Raw genomic sequence first — 18,707 nt, forward strand, 5'->3', positions numbered from 1 at the left:
AACACCCCCCTTTTTATGCGGGTAAGTATGATATAATAGAACGGATCATAAAACAATGAGGAAGGTGCATCATGGACGAAAAATTCCTATTGATCGACGGTAGCAGCCTGATCCATCGGGCTTTCTTTGCGCTGCCTCCCTTGACCAATCAAAAAGGGGTCAATACCGGTGCGGTGTATGGCCTTTGCAATATGCTCCTAAAACTGCTGCAGGAAATCCAGCCCGATTATATGCTGGTGGCTTTCGATAAATCTCGGAAAACCTTCCGTACAGAGAAATTCCCAGAGTACAAGGGACAGCGAAAGGCTACGCCGCCAGAATTGAAGGAACAGTTCCCTCTTTCCATCCAGCTGCTCCAGACCATGGGGATTCCCACCCTGGAAGTGGACAATTATGAGGCGGATGATATCATCGGCACCCTTTCCAGCGGGGCTCCGAAAAATGTACAGGTTAAGATCGTCACTGGGGATCGGGATGAATTCCAATTGATCAAAGACAATGTCCAGGTCCTTTTCACCAAAAAAGGGATTTCCAATATCGCTGTCTATGACGAAAAAGCCTTCGGAGAAGAATACCAGGGGCTGGAACCCCGGCAGATCATCGAACTCAAAGGGCTCATGGGAGATACCAGCGACAACATCCCAGGAGTGCCGGGGGTCGGGCCCAAAACGGCTCTGAAGCTGATCACTCAGTATGGGACGGTAGAAAATACTTTGGACCATATGGAAGAAGTCAAAGGGAAGTCTCTCCAGGAAAAATTACGGAACAACCGGGAACAAGCTCTGCTTTCCAAAGAACTAGCCACCATCTGCCTAGAAGTTCCCATCGACAGGGATCCCAGTGCCTATCCTTTGACCGGGATGACCGGAGAATGCCGGAAACTGATGCAGGAACTCCAGTTCCGGAACCTATGGGACCGGTTCGTCCCGGTACTGGGCTGTGCGGATGGGCAGGATGCCGGCAGCAGCGATGATCCCCTGTCCCTTTTCGGAGAACCGATGGAAACCCAGGCTCTGGAAACGGTGGAAGTCACCGATCCAATCCAGGCGGAAAAACTGATGGAAGAAATCAAAGCCCAGGGAGCCCAGGTGGCTCTTGCTTATGAAACGGCCGGCACACTTCCTCAGCTGGAGTTGGTTTCCCTGGATTTGATATTCAAAGATCGCCATTATGTCCTCCATCCGGAAAAAGCTGGAAAGGAAGCCGTCCTTTCCTGGCTCCAGAATGGAAATCTGCCCAAAGCGGCAGCTGATCCCAAGGAGTTGTATAAATATATACTGGGACAGGGACGAGAGCTCCGTGGCATCACCGATGACCCCTCGCTGGCTGCCTATTTATTCGAACCTGGGGCCAGCGGCTATGGGATCCAGGGGCTGGGAGAAGAGTTCCTTTCTGGGACCAGCGGGGAAAAAGCCCAGGATACAGCTGCACTGGTGCCTGTGCTCCGGGAAAAACTCCAGGAACGGAATCTGATCCGGCTGTATGAGGATATCGAGCTGCCGCTGACGGCAAACCTGGCAGAAATGGAATTTGCCGGGATCGCCATCGATCAGGCCATGCTGGATGAAGTCACGGAAGAAATGACAAAAAAAGTCCAGTCCCTGGAACAGCAGGCCTGGGAACAAGCGGGAGAGGAATTCAACTTGAATTCTCCCAAACAGCTGGGGGTGCTGCTGTTTGAAAAATTGGGGCTGCCCATCATCAAAAAGACCAAGACCGGCTACTCTACCGATGTGTCCGTGCTGGAAGCTCTCCAGGGGGAACATCCCATCATCGAGACCTTGATTGCCTACCGGCAGCTCTCCAAACTGCTGTCCACCTATCTACTGGGCCTCCATCCCCTGATCAATCCCCATACCGGACGGATCCATACCCATTTCAACCAGATGGCCACGATCACCGGACGGTTGTCCAGCACGGAACCCAATCTCCAGAATATTCCCACCCGGACGGAGGTGGGGAAACGGATGCGGGAAATGTTCGTGCCAGGGGAAGGGTATGATCTGCTCATGAGCTGCGACTATTCCCAAGTGGAACTGCGGGTCATGGCCAGCATCGCCCAGGATGGACTGCTCCTGGATTCTTTCCGCCATGGTCAGGACGTCCACGCCCGGACGGCTTCAGAAATTTTCGGCGTACCCCTGGACCAGGTGACGTCCTATATGCGGAGCAAGGCCAAGACCGTGAATTTCGGGATCATCTACGGTATCAGCGATTTCGGCCTGGCCCGGCAGCTGGGAGTCCCTCGGGGCGAAGCGGCTCAATATATCGAAAGCTATTTTGCCCGCTATACCGGCGTGAAGGATTATATGGAACGGGAAAAACAGAAAGCCCGGGATCTGGGGTATGTAGAGACTTTATTCGGCCGGCGGCGGTACCTGCCGGATATCAAGGCCAAGAATTTCAACCGCCGGAGCTTTGCGGAACGGACGGCCATCAATACCCCCATCCAGGGGACGGCGGCGGATATCATCAAGATTGCCATGCTGAAAGTGGGAGAGAAGCTGAAAGCGGCCGGCGTCAAGAGCCGGGTCCTGCTCCAGGTCCATGACGAACTGGTGCTGGAAGTCACAGAAAAAGAAAAAGACCAGGTAGCCCAGATTGTAAAGGATACCATGGAGCATGCGGTGGAACTGGCGGTCCCTCTGGTGGCTGATGTAGCCGTAGGGAAGAATTGGGCCCAGGCCAAGTAAGGAGGGCATATGCCGGAATTGCCGGAAGTGGAACAGGTGCGGATCAGCCTGGTCCCTCATATTGTGGGAAAGACCATGGAAAAAGTCCGGGTGGATCTGCCTAAAATGATCCTCCATCCGCAACCAGATATTTTTGTCCGGAAGCTCCAAGGCGCCCGGTTCACCGGGGTCCAGCGGCGGGGGAAGTATCTGCGTCTGGATTTGGAAAATGGATGCTGGATCCTCATCCATCTCCGGATGACCGGGGCCTTGCTGGCTCTCCCCAAAACAGAACCGGAGCCTCTCTTCACTCGGATGGCCTTTTTCCTCTCCGGAGAAGAAAATCTTTATTTCACGGATATCCGGACCTTCGGAGTGGCAGCACTGGTCGGTGAGGACGGCTGGAGGGACAAAGGCTATGAGAGCCTGGGGCCGGAACCGCTTGATCCGGAACTGACGCCGGACTATCTCCGGGCAAAAGCCAAAGGGAAGACCGCTGTGGTGAAAGCTTTCCTGCTGGATCAGACAGTCATCGCCGGTTTAGGGAATATCTATGTGGACGAAGCCTTGTTTGCTGCCGGGATCCGTCCTACCCGGAGGGTGAACCGGATCAGCCGGAAAGCCTGGGAAGGCTTGGTGCTGGCAATAAAGGGAGTGATCCGCCAGGGGCTGGAGCACCACGGGACCACTTTCCGGAATTACCAGGATGCAGACGGGCAGATGGGGGATAACAGCCGATATCTCCAGGTGTACCATCGAAAGGGCCTGCCCTGCCTGCGGTGTGGGACCCTGCTGAAGCAGATCAAAGTGGCCGGGCGGGGCAGCGTCTACTGTCCTCATTGCCAGAAATAGGGAGGAACCATGACAGTCATCGGATTGACAGGGGGCATTGCCTCGGGGAAAAGTACCGTCAGTGCCTATTTGAAACAGAAAGGGATCCCCGTATTCGATGCGGACGGGACAGCCTGGGAAGTGGAAAAGGCTGGTTCTCCCTGCCTGGCAGCATTGGTACGCTGTTTCGGTCCGGAGATCCTGACGCCGGAAGGAGAATTGGATCGGAGGAAAATGGCGGACCGGGCCTTCCATGACCCGGCAGTCCTGGGGCAGCTCAATGCCGTCGTCCATGAGGCCATTGCAAAGAAACGGGACACCTTTTTGGAAGGACACAGGAAAGATCCAGTGGTCGTGCTGGATGCGCCGCTGCTGCTGGAATGCGGGTGGGAAAAGGTCACGGATACGGTGTGGCTGGTCTATCTCCCGGAAAAGGAGCAGATCCGGAGGGCCATGCTCCGCTCCGGCATGACTCGGGAAGAAGTGGAGGACCGGATCCGGAAACAGCTTTCTTTGGAAGAAAAGAAGAAGCGGGCCCAGGTGATCTTGGACAATAGCGGCACATTGGAAGAACTCTATGCTCAAGTGGAACAGGCCTTGGCGGCGGTCCAGCCGTAGCCGGACGGGCGGCAGCAAAGAAAGGTTGAAAGACATCCGGCAGATTTGATATGATATAACATAAAAAGGAATCCTTTTCCGGCAGGAGCCTATCTGCTTCTGCCGGCCGAAAGGCTGAGATATATTGTGAGGGATGGTTTTGGAACGCAAAAGAAAGACAAAACGGCCGGGATGCCTGCCGGTGCTGTTGATTTTCCTGCTGCTGATCATTGCCGGGTATTTCGGCTGGAAAACAGATACGGCACAGCGGAAGTTCGTTTACAATTGGCCCTATGCCAGGGAAATCCATTTGTACAGCGCCCAGTACCGAGTGGATCCTTTCCTAGCTGTGGCAGTGATTAAAAATGAAAGCAACTTCAAACCGGAGGCCAAATCCAAGGCAGGGGCCCTGGGGCTGATGCAGATCACTCCGGAAACTGGCGCCTGGATCGCCAAATGTACGGATTTCCCCAATTTCCGGGATTCTATGCTGCTGAAACCGGAACTGAATATCAAGTTCGGCTGCTGGTACCTGTCAGAGCTGGAACATGAATTCCATGGCAATGAAGTCCTGATGCTGGCGGCGTACAATGCGGGACGGGGTACGGTGAAGGAATGGATGAAGGACAACGGCTGGGACTATGATTTCCATGCCATTTCCCAGATCCCCTTCAGTGATACCCGGATCTATGTCCAGAAGGTGTTGGACGACCGGAACAATTATCAGACCTTATACAAAAAAACATTAAAAAACCCTTGACGAGTTTTCTTGAATGTGATATTATTTATTTGTTGCCGATTGAAGAAACAAGCGGGCATGGCGGAACTGGCAGACGCGCTAGCTTCAGGAGCTAGTGGGGGTAACCCCGTGGAGGTTCAATTCCTCTTGCCCGCACCAAACTTTTTCACCTCAGCAATCACACACAACTCTGCGGTTGTGGCGGAAAGGCAGACGCGTCAGCTTGAGGGGCTGGTGAGGGTAACCTCATGCGGGTTCAAGTCCCGCCAACCGCACCAACTCTATGGCAGACGGGGCGAAAAGGGCGGGGGTCTTCGGCAGACAAATTCTATATGCGGGCATGGCGGAACTGGCAGACGCGCTAGCTTCAGGAGCTAGTGGGGGCAACCCCGTGGAGGTTCAATTCCTCTTGCCCGCACCATTCAAAAGAAGGACACACTGTGGAAACAGTGTGTTTTTTTGTGTGTTATGACGATCGCTTTGCGTACAGAAATCCTTTAAGGCGGGATACAGTCTGAAGTGGGTGTAAAATAATCGCTGGAATCAGGATATTCCATTGACAGGTTTATCAAAAATCACTATACTTTTAAACATAATGAATTTATTTGTAATATATAATCCAAAAAAATGATGCTTGGAGGGGGAGCAGATGGATACAAATTCATTGGTAGAAAAGTATGTAGGAGATATGGTTGCCCTGCGGCGGGAAATCCATGCCCATCCGGAACTGAGCAATCAGGAATTCGAGACGACGAAACGGATCGAGGCCTTTTTGAAGGACTGCGGCATCGAAATCTTGGATGTGGGGATGAAGACGGGCTGTATCGCTTTATTGCGGGGTGGGAAACCCGGCAAGACCGTTGGCCTGCGGGAAGACATCGATGCCCTTCCCATTGTGGAGCAGACGGGGTTGCCTTTTGCATCCCAGTGCGACGGGGTGATGCATGCCTGCGGCCATGATATCCATCAGACTGTTTTGCTGTACACCGCCAAATGCCTTTCGGAGGTCAGGGAAGAGCTCCACGGCAATGTGCTGTTCATATTCCAGCCTGCTGAAGAAGCTCTGTACGGGGCGTTAGACACCCTAGCCACGAAATTCTATGAAAAGTATCCGCCGGATGTCCTTACCGGTCTCCACTGTTCTCCGGAATGGGATGCCGGGACCATCGGACTCATCAAAGGTCCGGCCAATGCTTCCTCTGATTTCCTGTATATCACCGTCCATGGGAAAGCCGGCCATGGCGCCCATCCAGAAAACTTCGTGGATCCCATCATGATTTCCGGCTATCTCCTGGCAGAACTCCAGACAGTGGTTTCCCGGGTGAACCGTCCGGTCTATCCGGCGGTGCTGACTTTTGGCTCCATCCATGGGGGCAAAGCCGGGAATGTGGTCCCAGAAAAGGTGGAAATCGTCGGGACCCTGCGCAGCCTGGAACCAGGCAGCCGGAAACTGATGCATGAAGAAATCAACCGGATCGTGGAACACGGTGCTGCGGCCTTCCGGGGCAAGGGAGAAGTGAAATGGGCAGATGGGATGCCTCCCCTCGTCAACGATCCTGCTGTGATCGATGGGATTGCCCAGGCGGCTGCGGAGACCATTGGAAAAGAGAACATCCGCCAGATTCCCTATCCTTCTACTGGATCCGACGATTTTTCTTGGATGTTCCCGAAACTGTGCCCTGGCTGCCAGTTCCGTTTGGGGACCGGAAATCCGGAAGAACCCAACAGCCGGCTGGGACTCCACAATCCTAAGAATATCTTCGATGAAAAAGCCCTGCCCACCGGGGTAAAGGTCCTGACCCAGTTCACCCGGGATTATCTGGCGAAAGCCTGAGGAGAGATGATGATGGAGAAAAAAGAAAAACAATTTGTATTCCCGGAGACCATAGCCCTGCTGTTCTTCCTGATCTGTGTGGCAGCCATCTTGACGGTGGTGCTGCCGGCGGGAGAATACGATACAGTGAAAGTGGGGAAGATGACCCGGGTGGTGGCCGGGACCTACCATGCGGTAGCCCAGTCGCCGCAAGGACCTTTCGCCGTGCTGAATGCGGTGGTCACCGGCTTCCAGAGAGCTTCCGTGCTGTTTGCTATGGTGCTTTTCACGGGGTCTGCCGTCCATATGATGCAGAAAAGCGGAGCTGTTGAAGTGGCATTCCGTTCCCTTTCGGCGAAGGGCGGTGCCCAGAACCTCAGCAAGATCGTGTTCGTCATCATGGCCTTCATGTCCATCGGTGGTGCTACAGGGGTCTTTGCCAACCCTACCGTGGCCCTGATCCCTATCGGTATGATCCTATCCAAGACCATGGGGCTGGACGCAGCAGCCGGTTTCATGATGATCTATCTGGGGGCCTATTCCGGGTTCAATGTGGGCTGGGCCAATCCGTCCACTTTGGGGGTAGCTCATCCCATTGCCGAACTGCCGGTGTTTTCTGGGATGCCGGTACGGTTCTTTTTCCATGGAGTCAATTTTGTCCTCAACTACGTCTTGGTGATGAAATACATCAAGAGCATCCAGAAAGATCCCACTAAGAGCCTGTGCTACCAGGAAGGGATGGCTGTCAATGAATACATGGGCGCCCAGGAAGGGGAGACTTTTGAATCAGCCGGTAAGCTGAACCTGACCCAAAAGACCTGCCTGGGAGTCATGGTCCTGGCTATTATTGCCATCATGACCGGGGCTGTGGTCGCCAAATGGGGGAACCAGCAGATCGCGGCCATTATGTTCCTGGCGGTACTCATCCAGGGCGGGGTCCTAGGGCTGGGCGTGAACGGTACGACCAAAGCCTTCCTGGAAGGATGCAAACCCATGCTGAATGCAGGCTTCATCATCGCCTTTGCCAATGGGATTTCCGTCATCCTGAAAGACGGACATATCCTGAACACCATCGTCTATTATCTTTCCATTCCCATCGGAAGCTTCGGGCCGGTAATCGGAGCCATCTTGATGTTCTGGGCTAACCTGTTCATCAACTTGTTCATCCCGTCCGGGTCCGGACAGGCTTCGGCAGTGATGCCCCTGATGGTACCCCTGGCGGATCTCACGGGAATCACCCGGCAGGTGGCCGTCCAGGCCTTCCAGTTCGGAGACGGTCTCTCTAACTGCATCGTGCCGACGGCTGGGACCATCATGGGGTCCCTGGGGATTGCAGGGGTGGCCTACAACCGGTATGCCAAATGGTATGCTCCCTTCCTGCTCCTCCAGAGCATCCTGGCTTCCATTGCCCTGGCTGTCCTGCAGCTGGCAGGATGGACGGGATTGTAAGAAAATGGAAAAGGAGGTGTTGCACAGAACGTGCAACACCTCCCTTTTCTATTTATACACCTGCAAGATCCGCTGGGCTTCCTGGACCATCTTTTCCCGTACCCATTCCGGGCGGATGATCTCGACGCCCTCTCCTAAAGCCATGATCCAGCCCAAGAATTGGGCACTTACATCTACTTTCACGGTCAGGGATACGGTGTCGGGCCCTTGGGGGATCAGCATGATGTCTTTGCCGAACCGGTCGATGAAGATCCCAACTTTTTCGTTCTGGACCTGTAGTTCTACTTCTGTCTGATCCCCATTGAACATGCCGAAATGTATATTGGCATATTTGGGGATATCCAATTTCTGGAAGGCCTCTTTGCCCTCCCGGGGCAGGTCTTCCAGAAGTTCCAGATCTTCGATCTTGTCTACCCGATAATGGCGGATCTCTCCGGCCTTTTCATAGTAAGCGGTCAGATAGTAGTTTTCATCGGACAGGATCATCAGCCAGGGACTGACCTGGAACCAGTTTCCTTGGTTGCGGGGGACCAGTTCTTTGCGGGTGTTCCAGCGGGTGTAGTGGAAACGGACCTGCACATTGGTGTTGATGGCCTGGTGCAGTTTATCCACCGTCAAATAGACTTTTTTGTTGGAGGTCTTTACGCGACCGGCAATGAGCACCTGCCGCTGGAGGCTCTTGCCCTGTTCCCGGCTGGCCAGTTTTTCCAGTTTGCTGATCAGAGCGTGGGATTTTTCATCCGGGATGAACTGGGCCGCCTGTACGGAATCTACCAGGAGCTTCAGCTCAGCGATCTGGAATTCCCGGTTCCCTAAATGATAGGTACAGCTCCGTCCTCCGTTGGAACTGATGATATCCAGGCCATATTTCTTCAGTTCTGCAAAATCGCTGTAGAGAGTCTTCCGGTCCGCATTGACTCCGGCCTTCTTCAGCCGTTCTGTGATCTCCTGCAGGGTAAGCCCATGGTCATCATCGGTTTCCCGCTGGAAGATCTTTTCCAGGTACAGCATTTTCAGTTTTTGGTTGATTCCTTTGGTCATGGCAGCCTCCTCAGGGTAAGACATCCGTTTCCTTAATGATATCTTGTTCTGGAAAAAAAAGGAACACCTGGCTGCAAGAAAAATTATGGCGGCCATATGAAAAATATAGTTTACTTTTTTCGAAAATAGCATATACTATATCCTGCAAAACAAAAGGCCGCAATGGATTATTTTTGAGGGGGATGTGTGGAAAATGACTGGCTTACCTTTGATTTTTGCTTTTGTGATTGCCATCATCGTCATGATCGTAGCCATTTCGAAATTCCGTATCCATCCTTTCCTGGCTATCCTGGGGGTTTCCGTGATCTTCGGCCTGATCGGCGGGATCCCTCTGGTAAAGCATGGGAAAGTGCTGGGGATCGCGGATGTGGTCAGTGCCGGTTTTGCCGGGACCTTCACCAGCATCGGCATCGTGATCATCATGGGAGCCCTGATCGGGACCATTTTGGAAAAGACGGGAGCTGCCTTGAAAATGGCTGACTGCGTGGTGCGCCTGGTAGGGAAGAACAATACCAGCCTGGCGGTACTGATCATGGGGTGGATCGTTTCCATCCCGGTATTCTGTGACAGCGGTTTCGTCATCTTGAATCCGATCCGGAAGGCGCTGGTCCGCCGGACCCATTGTTCCGCTGTAGCTACGGCAGTAGCCATGTCCATGGGGCTGTATATTTCCCACTGCTTCATTCCGCCCACACCGGGACCCATTGCTGCTGCCAATACCATTTATGAAGGGATGGGGCTGGAACCCAACCTGATCCTGATCATCGGTCTGGGGACCGCATCTTCCATCCTGCCTATGATCGCCGCCTACTGTTATGCCAACTATATCGGCAAAAAAGTGAAATCCAAAGAAGAACGGGCAGAAAGTACAGAACCGGCAGAGGTCCAGCAGACCTATGAAGAACTCATCAAGAGCTATGGTCAGCTGCCCAGTGCCTTTATGAGCTTTGCTCCCATTGTGGTGCCCATCATCCTTATGGGCCTGTCCAGTGCTATGGCCATGAGCGGGAACAGGACGGATGTCATCACCTTCCTGGGAACGCCCATCATCGCCATCAGTGTAGGGGTGATCCTGGGGATCCTGGTATTGATGCAGAGTACCATGCCGGACAAGATGAAAGCCTTCTATGAAATCACCGATGAAACCCTGAAAGTGGTGGGACCCATCCTGTTCATCACCGCTGCCGGAGGCGTGCTGGGGAAGGTCATCGCATCCACCAGCATGGTGGCGTTCATCAAGGAAAATTCCAATACCCTGGCCAGCCTGGGGATCTTCTTCCCCTTCCTGCTGTCTGCCATCCTGAAGACAGCCCAGGGATCTTCTACCGTGGCCATCACCACTACGGCCGGGATCATGGCTCCTCTGATGGGGACCTTGGGACTGGGGACGACCATGCTGGCAGCCATCACAGTCATTGCCATCGGGGCCGGGGCTATGACGGTGTCCCATGCCAATGACTCTTATTTCTGGGTGGTCACCAACTTCGGGGATATGGAAGTCCAGGACGGCTACCGGGCCCAGACCATGGGGACCCTGGTCACCGGCATCGCCGCCATGATCAATGTGTATATTTTATATCTGATTCTAGGGTGAGGATAAAGGGATTGGTCGCGGGTCGCGAGTCATGAGTCGCGGGCTTGTTGGTGCAGCACTAAAATCCATTTTTTCGGATTTCAGTGGATTTTGTCTGATCATCTGGTAGAAAAAGAACAAACGGCTTGAATGTCCAGGCTCACGGCCCGAGACTCGAGACACGCGACCGGGGGTGTGAATTTATTCACACCCTCTTTTTCTGTTTCATCTCTAACAGGATTTTTCCAAAAAACTTCAAAAAAATTCCCCTGACTGCACTATGATATATTGTCGAACCCGGGAAAATCATTTATAATAGGGAAAGGATTTCAGGTGAATATTTTTTGATTACAGTAGAACCGGGATCCGATCCCTTTTCTTATTTCCCCACGGTCTCGTTCCTTTGCGCAGGACAGGATCCGGAGCGGTAAGATACAAAGAAGGCTTAAATTCAGTACACAGGCGTTGAAGGGCCTGTGGGTAGGAGAGGTTAGTATGAGTGAATTATTGCGAGTGGAAGGATTGAAAGTTGCCGTCGAAGGTAAGGAAATCCTGAAAGGTTTGGATCTGGTCATCAACAAAGGGGAAACCCATGTAATCATGGGCTCCAATGGTGCTGGTAAATCGACCCTATTCAATACCATCATGGGCAACCCTAAATACGTTGTGACCGAAGGTCATATTTATTTCGAAGGAAAAGAAATCACCCACGAGCCGGTAAACGAAAGAGCCAAGGCGGGGATCTTCATGGCTTTCCAGGCTCCTATCTCCGTCCAGGGGATTACGGTAGAAAACTTCATCCGGAATGCCAAGGGCACGATTTCCGGAGAAAAACAGCGGATCATGCCTTTCCGGAAGAAACTCCATCAGGAAATGGACGCCCTGTCCATGGACCGGAGCTATGCAGACCGGTATGTGAATGACGGGTTCTCTGGGGGCGAACGGAAGAAGAATGAAATCCTCCAGATGTGCATGCTGGAACCGAAACTGACCCTGTTGGACGAAATCGATTCTGGCCTGGATGTGGATGCGGTGCGGATCGTTTCGGAAGCGGTGAACAAATATCACAACGAAAATAACTCCCTGCTGATCATCACCCACCACAGCGAGATCCTCCAAAAGCTCCATCCGGATGTGGTCCATGTGCTGATCAACGGCCGGATCGTCAAGACCGGAGATGCTTCCCTGATCCAGGAAATCGAAGCCAACGGCTACGACGCTTATAAGAAATAACGGGCGGGTGAGCAGAATGACGGAAGAAAAGAACGCAGCGCTGGCCCGGGAGACCGCGGCTGACGAACAGAAACTGCAGAAAGAACGGAAGACCATCGACGCGTTGACTGATTTCAGCAACATGTACGACTTCAAAAAGGCTTCCAATCATGAATATAAGACGGAAGCTGGGCTGACCCCGGATGTGGTCCGGGAGATTTCTGCCAAGAAGGACGAACCCCAATGGATGCTGGATGCCCGGCTGAAATCCCTGGATCTGTATTATCAGATTCCCTATCCGGTATGGGGACCGGACATCAGCGGTCTGGATATGGCCAATATCGTCACCTACGTGCGGCCCAATGCCCGGATGAGCGCCAACTGGAACGACCTGCCGGAAGACATCAAAGATACCTTTGACCGTCTGGGAATCCCGGAAGCGGAAAAGACTTCCCTGGCCGGGGTTGGGGCCCAGTACGATTCTGAAGTGGTATACCACAGCATCCAGGATGAACTGGTGAAGCAGGGGGTCATCTATACAGACTTCGATACGGCGGTGAAAAAGTACGAAGACATCGTACGGAAGCATTTTATGAAACTGATCCCGCCTACGGATCACAAATTCGCTGCTCTCCACGGGGCGGTCTGGTCCGGCGGATCCTTTGTCTACGTGCCGGAAGGAGTGGATGTATCCATTCCTCTCCAAAGCTATTTCCGGCTGAATGCACCGGGAGCTGGCCAGTTCGAACATACCATGATCATTGTGGAAAAGGGCGCCAAGGTACATTTCATCGAAGGCTGTTCCGCTCCTAAGTACAACGTGGCTAACCTCCACGCCGGGGCCGTGGAACTGTTCATCGGGGATGACGCTGCTCTGACCTATTCCACCATCGAGAACTGGTCAAAGAACATGTACAATATGAACACCAAGCGGGCCATCGTAGGGAAAAACGGTACCATCAACTGGGTCACTGGGTCCTTCGGGTCCCACACCTCCTGTCTGTACCCCATGAGCATCCTCAATGGGGAAGGGGCCCACTGTGAATTCACCGGGGTCACCTTTGCGGGCAAGGGCCAGTACCTGGACACCGGGTCCAAGGTGGTCCACAATGCGCCCCATACCACCAGCAACATCAACTCCAAATCCATTTCCAAGGACGGCGGGGTATGCATCTACCGGGGCAGCGTGGTGATCAACGAATGTGCCGAAGGGTCCAAATCCAATGTGAGCTGCGAATCCCTGATGCTGGATGAGCAGTCCCAGTCCGATACCATTCCGGCTATCGTGATCAAGAACGACAATGTGGATCTGGGGCACGAAGCGAAGATCGGCCGGATCTCCGATGAGGCCATCTTCTACCTGATGAGCCGGGGCCTCAGCGAAGACGAAGCCCGGGCTATGCTGGTACGGGGGTTTGTGGATCCTGTATCCAAAGCCCTGCCTCTGGAATATGCAGTGGAAATGAACAATCTGATCAATCTGGAACTGAAGGGTTCCATGTAAGGGGGCGGAAATGATGAGCAAAGAACAATTCAATGAGCTTCCGCGTCCTACCTTCCGATGGATGAAGGTGAACCATCTGGAACTGGATCCATTGGCTGCCCAGGAACTGCAGCCGGTGGAACTGGCGGTCCGTCAGGAAGGCTGTGCAGAAGTACGGACTTATGAAGGCAATGAGTTGCCAGACTTGGGAGATTTCCAGGGTGCCAGTGAGGCGTCCCTGGCCCAGGCCCAGAAGGGCGGCAACGTGAACTGCAGCGTCACGGTCCCTGCAGGGGAAGAAGCTTCTGTCTGGATCAGCTACACGGTGACGGAGGATGTACCTCTTCTGGTGGGACAGCTGAAACTCCAGGCTGGAAAGGACAGCCGGCTCCATGTGTATGAACTTTTTGATGGAAACGCCGAAGGTGGGCTGGTAAACCTGCTCCAGTATGTGGAAGCAGGAGACGGGGCCCAGGTGACCATCAGCAAAGTCCAGATCCATGGAGAAAAGGTGCGGCACATTGATCAGCGGCTGACCCGGGAAGGGAAAGAAGCCCAGGTGAAGTTCGTCAGCGCTGAAGTGGGCGGCTACCAGAACCTGGTGTATGTGCGGACGGATCTGGACCATGACGAGGCCCAGTTCAAAAGCGCTTCCATGTATCTGGGCAGCGATGACCAGCTGTTCGACTATTCCTACTGGGTCCCGAACAAGGGTTGCAAGACGGATACAGATATCCTGACCACCGGTGCCTTGATGGGAACCAGTAAGAAATATTTCCGGGGGACCATCGATTTCCTCCGGGGCGGCAAAAAGGCAGTGGGCAACGAATCCGATGTGTGCCTGCTGCTGAACAAAGGAGTCCATTCCATCTCTGTTCCTCTGCTTTTGTGCAAGGAAGATGATGTGGTGGGCAACCACGCTTCCAGTTCCGGCCAGATCGACCAGGACATGCTGTTCTATCTTATGAGCCGGGGCTTCAATGAAGCAGGGGCCCAGCTGATCATCGTAGAGAGCAACATCCGCCCAGTCATCGACCAGCTGGGGGACGAAAATCTGGAAAACAAGGCGCTGCAGGCTGTTCGGACGAAAATGCAGTTCTGCCACCAGAAAGGAAATTGCCATGATAAATGTACGCAGAGATTTCCCCATCTTGACTAAAGTCCATAATGGACATCCATTGGTATATCTGGATAATGCGGCTACGACCCAGAAACCGTATCAGGTGATCCACGCTTTGGTGGATCTATTGGAGCATCACAACGGGAACCCTCACCGGGGAGCCCATGTGCTGTCCATCGAAGCCGGTGAACTGTATGATGAAGCCCGGGAAGCTGTCCGGAAGTTCATCAATGCCAAGCATTTCGAAGAAGTGATCTTCGTCCGGAATTCCACCGAAGGACTGAACCTGATCGCCCGCAGCTATGGAGAGACTCACCTGCATAAAGGCGATAAAGTGGTGATCCCCATCTCCGAACACCATTCCAACCTGGTGCCCTGGCAGAGAGCCTGCCAGAAGACCGGGGCGGAACTGGTCTATATGTACCTGGATGAGACCGGGCATTTTACGGAAGAAGATCTGGCCAAGATCGATGGACGGACCAAAATCGTTTCCTTTGCGGCGGTAAGCAACGTGCTGGGCATGAAACGGCCGGTGAAAGAACTGGTAGAACGGGCCCATAAAGTAGGAGCCATTGCCATCGTGGACGGCGCCCAATCTACGCCCCATATGAAGACCGATGTCCAGGATCTGGACTGCGATTTCTATGTCTTTTCCGGCCATAAGATGCTGGGGTCCACCGGTACCGGGGTGGTCTACGGAAAGAAAGCCCTGCTGGAAGACATGGAACCCTTCCTCTTGGGCGGGGATATGATCGAATACGTCCAGGAACAGACCACCAGCTTCAATGAACTGCCCTATAAATTCGAAGCCGGGTCCCAGAACGTGGAAGGGGCTGTTGCTCTCCATGCGGCCATCGATTACCTGGACGATATCGGCATGGACCAGGTGGAAGAACATGAACATGAACTCACCAAACACTGCCTGGAAGGGATGCTGAAGCTCCCCCATATCCACATCCTGGGGTCCACGGATCCTTCCGAAAAGACTGGGGTGATTTCCTTTACCATCGATGGAGTCCATCCTCATGATGCGGCTACTATCCTGGACAGCTACGGGATCGCCATCCGCAGCGGTCATCATTGTGCCCAGCCTCTAGGGGCCCATCTCCATGTGGAAGCCTCCAACCGGGTCAGCTTCTACATCTACAATACTCTGGAAGAAGTGGATTATTTCCTGTCCAAGCTGCCGGAAGTCCGGAAAGTCATGGGCTTCAAAGATTGAAGGAAACAGGTGAATGATGATGGAAGATATGAATCAATTGTATTCTGATATTATCCTGGAACATAATCAGGATCAGGCCAACAAACATGAGCTGGATCCTCATAATCTCCAGGAACATGGCCACAATCCCAGCTGCGGGGATGATATCACTCTCCAGGCGGATATCCAGGACGGGATCATCAAGGATGCGGCTTATACCGGGCACGGCTGTGCCATCAGCCAGGCTTCTACGGATATCATGGTGGACTTGATCCGGGGAAAATCCGTAAAGGAAGCCCTTCGGCTGGTGGATCTGTTCCTGGCCATGATCAAACGGGAAGAAACGGACGACAGCAAGCTGGAAGAACTGGACGATGCCATTGCCCTGAAGAACATCTCCAACATGCCCGCCCGGGTGAAATGCGCCGTCCTGGCCTGGCATACCCTGAAAGCGGCCCTGGAGAAGGAAGAGGAGAAATAAGGATCTGCTTCGCAGCACCGGTCGCGGGTCGTGGGCTGTGAGTCGCGGGCTCGTCGACAATCAACGGGATTTTCCAATGCTTGTCGAAATGCCCCTGTTTGTGCATTTCGAGAAATAGAACTAAAATTTGAAGAAGTGTTGTTCGTGCTTTTTTATACGGACAACACTTCTTTTGTTGAAAGGAGAGGGAAATCCAGCTTCTTGTATGATGCACGGACTTACGGCATGGCTGTCCAAGCCTGTGACCCGTGACCCTTAGCCCGCAAAGGGGTGTGAAAAATATATTTTCACACCCCTTTTATGGCTTTTTCCCCGCCGGTGTAGTATAATCTACCCATAATGTCAAGAGAGAAATAGAAGGAGGATGCAGAGGATGCATAGTTTTAGTACGGATTTTGGAGGCCGGACCCTTACCATTGAAACAGGTAAGATTGCCAAACAGGCCAATGGGGCTGTATTGGTCCGCTACGGCGAAACCGCTGTTGTGGTGGCAGTGACGGGGACCGATACTCCCAGGGAAGGGGTGGATTTCTTCCCGCTGACAGTGGACTTTGAAGAAAAGATGTATGCAGTGGGCAAGATCCCCGGCGGGTTCCTGCGGAGAGAAGGCCGGCCGGCAGAAACGGCCATCCTGACTTCCCGGCTCATCGACCGTCCTATCCGGCCTATGTTCCCGGATGGATACCACAATGACGTGCAGATCGTATGCACGGCCGTATCTGTGGATCCGGACAATGCCCCGGACATTCCGGCTATGATCGGTGCATCCTGCGCTCTGTCCATTTCTGATATCCCCTTCGAAGGGCCTATCGCCGGTGTGCGGGTGGGACTCATCGATGGGCAGTTCATCGTGGAACCCACGGTGGAACAGGCCAAAGTCAGCGAACTGAACCTGGCCGTAGCCGGTACCAAAGATGCCATCCTCATGGTGGAAGCCGGTGCCAAGGAAGTTTCTGAAGAAGTGATGCTGGACGCTATCTGGTTCGCTCACGGAGAAATCAAGAAACTAGTGGAATTCCAGGAAAAAATCCAGGCCGAAGTGGGCAAACCCAAGATGGATTTCGAAGTCTATACTCCGCCTGCTGATCTGGCTCGGGAAATCGAAGCCTATGGGGAACCCAAGATCCATGATGCCCTGATGGATCCGGACAAGCTGCGCCGGGACAAGATGGTCAGCGAAGCCAAGGAAGAGATCCTGGCCCACTTTACGGAACTGTATCCGGACAATGAAATCGACGTTGCCCATGTGGTGGCTAAACTGGTGAAACGGGTATTCCGGCACATCATTACCGTGGACAAGATCCGTCCCGATGGCCGTGCGCTGGATGAAGTCCGTCCCATCAGCTGCGAAGTGGGTCTCCTGGCCCGGCCTCACGGCTGCAGCCTGTTCACCCGGGGACAGACCCAGGTCCTGAACTGCCTGGCCCTGGCTCCCCTTCGGGAAGCCCAGAATCTGGAGACCCTGGCCGGGGATATCCAGAAACGGTATATCCATCATTATAATTTCCCACCCTACAGCGTGGGCGAAACCAAACCTCTGCGCAGCCCGGGCCGTCGGGAAATTGGCCATGGAGCCCTGGCAGAACGGGCTCTGCTGCCGGTGATTCCCTCTGAAGAAGAATTCCCCTATACCATCCGTCTGGTTTCTGAAGTGCTGGAATCCAACGGATCTTCCTCCATGGCCAGCACCTGCGCCAGCACCCTATCCCTGATGGATGCCGGCGTGCCCATCAAGGCGCCGGTTTCCGGGGTGGCCATGGGCCTGGTTAAGGAAGGGGAGAATTTCACCATCCTCACCGATATCCAGGGTCTGGAAGATGCCAACGGAGATATGGACTTCAAGGTGGCCGGTACTTCTAAGGGCATCACGGCCATCCAGATGGATATCAAAGTGGACGGGCTGACGAAAGACATCCTCCAGGCGGCTCTGGCTCAGGCCAAGAAAGGCCGTGCTTTCATCTTGGGCAAGATGCTGGAATGCATCGCTGAACCCCGGAAGCAGCTGAAGAAGTATGCTCCCAAGATCACCACCATCAAGGTGAATCCGGAGAAAATCAAGGATATCATCGGGCCTGGGGGCAAGATCATCAAAAAGATCGTGGAAGATACCGGTGCCCAGATCGATATCAACGATGATGGTACTGTATACATTGCTGCAGCTGACAGTGAATCTGCCGATGCGGCCATCAAGACCATCCAGGATATCACGGCAGAACCGGAAGTGGGCAAGGTCTATACTGGGAAGGTGACCCGGATCATGAACTTCGGCGCCTTCGTGGAATTCATGCCCGGCCGGGAAGGGCTGGTACATATTTCCCAGCTGGCCAAGGAACGGGTGGAAAAAGTGGAAGACGTAGTCAGCGTCGGCGACGAAATCGTCGTGAAGCTGGTGGAAATCGATTCCAAAGGAAGGCTGAACCTGTCCAGGAAAGCTTGTTTGAAATGATTGAAGGGGCTGCTGCGCATGCAACAGCCCCCTTTTTATGCTACAATGA

Annotated in this window: 14 protein-coding genes and 3 tRNA genes; 16 read left to right on the forward strand and 1 reads right to left on the reverse strand. The window is 53.5% G+C overall.

Annotated elements, in window-relative coordinates:
• Nucleotides 1-71: 71 nt before the first annotated feature.
• The 9 genes from polA to ACTUHY_RS02925 all read left to right on the forward strand — a co-directional run bounded on the left by polA (nt 72) and on the right by ACTUHY_RS02925 (nt 8,101).
• Nucleotides 72-2,693 carry a DNA polymerase I gene (polA, locus tag ACTUHY_RS02885; protein WP_442826526.1) on the forward strand — a complete coding sequence of 874 codons (2,622 nt, stop codon included), beginning with the start codon at nt 72-74 and terminating at the stop codon, nt 2,691-2,693.
• 9 nt (nt 2,694-2,702) lie between these two features.
• Entirely contained in the window at nt 2,703-3,524 is an 822-nt protein-coding gene (gene mutM, locus ACTUHY_RS02890; protein ID WP_442826527.1) for a bifunctional DNA-formamidopyrimidine glycosylase/DNA-(apurinic or apyrimidinic site) lyase, read from the forward strand.
• A gap of 9 nt (nt 3,525-3,533) precedes the next feature.
• Entirely contained in the window at nt 3,534-4,121 is a 588-nt protein-coding gene (coaE, locus tag ACTUHY_RS02895) for a dephospho-CoA kinase (RefSeq protein ID WP_442826528.1), read from the forward strand.
• A 139-nt stretch (nt 4,122-4,260) separates the two neighbouring features.
• Nucleotides 4,261-4,860 carry a lytic transglycosylase domain-containing protein gene (locus ACTUHY_RS02900; protein ID WP_442826529.1) on the forward strand — a complete coding sequence of 200 codons (600 nt, stop codon included), beginning with the start codon at nt 4,261-4,263 and terminating at the stop codon, nt 4,858-4,860.
• Between the two features lie 51 nt (nt 4,861-4,911).
• Nucleotides 4,912-4,998 (forward strand) — tRNA-Leu (locus ACTUHY_RS02905).
• 33 nt (nt 4,999-5,031) lie between these two features.
• A tRNA-Leu gene (locus ACTUHY_RS02910) sits at nt 5,032-5,117 on the forward strand.
• 56 nt (nt 5,118-5,173) lie between these two features.
• A tRNA-Leu gene (locus ACTUHY_RS02915) sits at nt 5,174-5,260 on the forward strand.
• Between the two features lie 228 nt (nt 5,261-5,488).
• Nucleotides 5,489-6,673: a M20 metallopeptidase family protein gene (locus ACTUHY_RS02920; RefSeq protein WP_442826530.1), complete on the forward strand. Its 1,185-nt coding sequence runs from the start codon at nt 5,489-5,491 to the stop codon at nt 6,671-6,673.
• Between the two features lie 12 nt (nt 6,674-6,685).
• Entirely contained in the window at nt 6,686-8,101 is a 1,416-nt protein-coding gene (locus ACTUHY_RS02925) for a YfcC family protein (protein ID WP_442826531.1), read from the forward strand.
• 48 nt (nt 8,102-8,149) lie between these two features.
• On the opposite strand, the gene ACTUHY_RS02930 is transcribed toward ACTUHY_RS02925, so the two are convergent.
• Nucleotides 8,150-9,142 (reverse strand): helix-turn-helix transcriptional regulator, encoded by a 993-nt coding sequence (locus ACTUHY_RS02930; RefSeq protein WP_442826532.1) that lies wholly within the window; start codon nt 9,140-9,142, stop codon nt 8,150-8,152.
• Between the two features lie 193 nt (nt 9,143-9,335).
• Here ACTUHY_RS02930 and ACTUHY_RS02935 point away from each other — a divergent pair, with 193 nt between their 5' ends.
• The 7 genes from ACTUHY_RS02935 (at nt 9,336) to ACTUHY_RS02965 (ending at nt 18,658) form a co-directional block, all read left to right on the forward strand.
• Nucleotides 9,336-10,736 (forward strand): GntP family permease, encoded by a 1,401-nt coding sequence (locus ACTUHY_RS02935; protein WP_442826533.1) that lies wholly within the window; start codon nt 9,336-9,338, stop codon nt 10,734-10,736.
• A 474-nt stretch (nt 10,737-11,210) separates the two neighbouring features.
• Nucleotides 11,211-11,948, forward strand: a complete 738-nt coding sequence (gene sufC / locus ACTUHY_RS02940) for a Fe-S cluster assembly ATPase SufC (protein WP_442826534.1) — start codon at nt 11,211-11,213, stop codon at nt 11,946-11,948.
• Between the two features lie 16 nt (nt 11,949-11,964).
• Nucleotides 11,965-13,431, forward strand: coding sequence for a Fe-S cluster assembly protein SufB (sufB, locus tag ACTUHY_RS02945; protein WP_442826535.1), 1,467 nt, complete (start codon nt 11,965-11,967; stop codon nt 13,429-13,431).
• A 13-nt stretch (nt 13,432-13,444) separates the two neighbouring features.
• On the forward strand, nt 13,445-14,569 hold the full coding sequence (locus tag ACTUHY_RS02950) for a SufB/SufD family protein (RefSeq protein ID WP_442826536.1): 1,125 nt from the start codon (nt 13,445-13,447) through the stop codon (nt 14,567-14,569).
• The gene (locus ACTUHY_RS02955; RefSeq protein WP_442826537.1) at nt 14,532-15,752 is read left to right on the forward strand and encodes an aminotransferase class V-fold PLP-dependent enzyme; all 1,221 of its coding nucleotides are present in this window, start codon (nt 14,532-14,534) and stop codon (nt 15,750-15,752) included. Before ACTUHY_RS02950 ends, ACTUHY_RS02955 begins: the two co-directional genes overlap by 38 nt.
• Before the next feature lie 19 nt (nt 15,753-15,771).
• Nucleotides 15,772-16,212, forward strand: a complete 441-nt coding sequence (gene sufU, locus ACTUHY_RS02960; RefSeq protein WP_347567756.1) for a Fe-S cluster assembly sulfur transfer protein SufU — start codon at nt 15,772-15,774, stop codon at nt 16,210-16,212.
• Between the two features lie 373 nt (nt 16,213-16,585).
• A complete protein-coding gene (locus ACTUHY_RS02965) occupies nt 16,586-18,658 on the forward strand; it encodes a polyribonucleotide nucleotidyltransferase (RefSeq protein ID WP_278673618.1) in 2,073 nt (690 codons plus the stop codon).
• The last annotated feature ends 49 nt before the right edge of the window (nt 18,659-18,707 follow it).

It is taken from the genome of Acidaminococcus nyctereutis (genome assembly GCF_052216985.1).
Taxonomy (GTDB): Bacteria; Bacillota; Negativicutes; order Acidaminococcales; family Acidaminococcaceae; genus Acidaminococcus; species Acidaminococcus fermentans_A.